Raw genomic sequence first — 2,568 nt, forward strand, 5'->3', positions numbered from 1 at the left:
AACGATGCGGCCGTTTTTATATTGTCCGGTAAAAGAGCTTATTTACCGGTGAGTTTTTGCTTGGCTTCCCGGTATTTTTCCGCGCACTTTTGCACCACCAGCGGTGGTAGCCTAGGGGCCGGCGCGGTTTTATTCCAGTCCAGGCTTTCCAGATAATCGCGCAAGTATTGTTTATCGAAGCTGGGCGGGCTGATGCCGACCCGGTACTGTTCGACCGGCCAGAAGCGCGAGGAGTCCGGCGTCAGCGCTTCGTCGATTAAGTACAGTTTGCCGGCGTCGTCCAGGCCGAATTCGAATTTGGTGTCGGCGATGATGATGCCGCGTTCGCGCGCATAAGCGGCGGCCGCGACATACAGCTCAATACTGACGGCGCGGACTTTTTCGGCAAGTTCCTGGCCGACCAAGGCCACGGTATCGGCAAAGCTGATGTTTTCGTCATGCACGCCCATCTCGGCCTTGCTGGAAGGCGTGTAAATCGGTTCGGGCAACTGCTGGGCCTGTTGCAAACCGGCGGGTAATTGGATACCGCAGACCGCGCCGCTGGCCTGATAATCCTTCCAGCCCGAGCCTATTAAATAACCGCGTACGATGGCTTCGATAGGCAAGGGTTTCAAGCGCTTCACTATAATGGCGCGGCCTGCCAGTTGCTGCCTCGACACCGGGTCGGGAACGACTTGTTCCAGGCTCAAATCGTCCGCCAAATGATTGGGGATGATGTCGCGCATTTTTTCAAACCAGAAATTGGATACTTGTGTCAATACCTGGCCCTTGCCGGGAATCGGCTCGGACATGATGACGTCAAACGCCGACATGCGGTCGGTGGTGACGATCAATAAATGCTGGTCGTCTATTTCGTACATGTCGCGGACTTTGCCGCGGCCGAGCAGTTTCAGGTGCGGAAGATCGGATTCGTAAAGTGCGGCGGAGGCGTTCATGGGCTGCTGTGACCTGTTGATGAAATAAAGGCGGATTTTAACATTAACGTTTGCGGCGGACACGGACGGCTTGGCTTCTCCCCGCCGGCTAAATCGCTGGCAACGCTTGTTGCGGGATGCAGGCTCTGTTACTGTTTATAAAAACCGAAATCAACAGGAGGAGCGATGTCCGGCAGAATTGACTTTACCATGGATTTTAAGCAGCCCGGCGCCGCGCAAGTTCGCCGACAGGAACCAGCTTACAGGTTTTATATCTTGGGTGGATTTTCCGGGGCCAACGATACGCCATGGGTGCAACGTAATATTCGCGCCGTCGATAGCGATTGCTTCGATCATGTCTTGGCCGACTTGGCGCCGGTCCTGCGGTTCGATACCCATTTGCAGCTGCGCTTTGAGTCGCTGGAGGATTTCCATCCGGATGCCTGGTTGGATAAGGTCAAGCTCATTGCGGATTTGCGGGTGTTGAAACAGCAACTAAGCAATCCGGTAACGGCCGAGCAAGCCGCCGGCAAGATTCAGGCGTTTTTTCCCTCGGCACCGGCGGTTGTCGCGTCGAAAGAGGCGGAGGAAGGTCAGGATGAGATGTTGGAGCGTTTATTGGGGAAAAAACCCGAGAAGATCCAGGATGAGCCGGACACGGTCGAACGTTTGCTGAAACAAGTGGTAGCGCCTTTCGTGAGCAGAAATGCCGATCCGCAATACCGGCATTGGCTGGAGGTGATAGACGCGGCTATCGGCCAAATCTTGCGCGCGATCCTGCACGATCCGGGTTTTCAAAGTCTGGAGTCGCTATGGCGGGCGACTCGTACTCTGTTGAACGAGGAACTTGCCGACCGGCACGGTTTTTATTTGCTGGATATCAGTCCGGCCGAATTGATGGCCGAGCAAAATAGCGGCGGTTCGGAATTGGCGCGGAAATTATTGCAGCATATCCAAAAAGGCGATGGTGAACAGGAAGTGGTATTGATCGGGAGTTTCGGATTTTCCGCCAGTGCCGAGGACCGCGAATTGTTGTGCCGTTGTGCCGGTTTGGCGCAACAGTGCGGCGCCCGCTTATTGGCCGATGCGGACCAGGGTTTCATTCAACAGGCGCTGGCCGCCGACGCCGAGGGACGGGCTCATGTTGGCTCGCCGAGTCTGCTCCTGGCTTATCCGCGTTATTTATTGCGGCTGCCGTACGGCCAAAAACGCGACCCTATCGAGGCGTTTGAATTCGAAGAGTGTGCCGCGATACCCAGGCAGGAAGAATTGTTGTGGGGCTGTGCCTCCATGTTGTTGGCGCGCGGACTGATCAGAACCTCGCAACCCTACAGTCCCGAAGCGCTGTTTTTCGAGGACATTCCGGTCTTTAGTTATCAGCTGGAAGGCGAGTCGGTCTTGCAACCGGGAACGGAAGCGGTGCTGAACGAGGGGCAAGCGAACGAGCTGCTTGCCCTCGGCATCGCGCCCTTGATAGGCTATCGGCAGCGGCGCGGCGTGCGTTTATGGGGTTTGGCGGGCTTTTAACCGATAAACCTACGCTATTTCAATAGCGCGCCCAACGATCATGAAACTGGTCTATCGCCCCGGCAACTGAAAGACAGTCTCATGGGAGCGGCGCATAGTCGCGATGCTGGCCTTGCGAATCGCGACT

General features: G+C 56.0%; 2 protein-coding genes. One reads left to right on the plus strand and one right to left on the minus strand.

What is annotated here, in order from left to right; genetic code table 11:
* Positions 1–38: 38 nt before the first annotated feature.
* Positions 39–935: a phosphoribosylaminoimidazolesuccinocarboxamide synthase gene (locus NP590_RS20345; protein ID WP_256604575.1), complete on the minus strand. Its 897-nt coding sequence runs from the start codon at positions 933–935 to the stop codon at positions 39–41.
* A gap of 165 nt (positions 936–1,100) precedes the next feature.
* Here NP590_RS20345 and NP590_RS20350 point away from each other — a divergent pair, with 165 nt between their 5' ends.
* A complete protein-coding gene (locus NP590_RS20350; RefSeq protein WP_256604576.1) occupies positions 1,101–2,441 on the plus strand; it encodes a type VI secretion system contractile sheath domain-containing protein in 1,341 nt (446 codons plus the stop codon).
* Positions 2,442–2,568 lie beyond the last annotated feature (127 nt).

It is taken from the genome of Methylomonas subterranea (genome assembly GCF_024505185.1).
In the GTDB taxonomy this organism is placed as follows: Bacteria; Pseudomonadota; Gammaproteobacteria; order Methylococcales; family Methylomonadaceae; genus Methylomonas; species Methylomonas subterranea.

Bases quoted from the DNA above. Each gene is read 5' to 3' on its own strand.
- NP590_RS20350 (WP_256604576.1), top strand. From the start codon at position 1,101: ATGTCCGGCAGAATTGACTTTACCATGGATTTTAAGCAGCCCGGCGCC.
- NP590_RS20345 (WP_256604575.1), bottom strand. From the start codon at position 935: ATGAACGCCTCCGCCGCACTTTACGAATCCGATCTTCCGCACCTGAAA.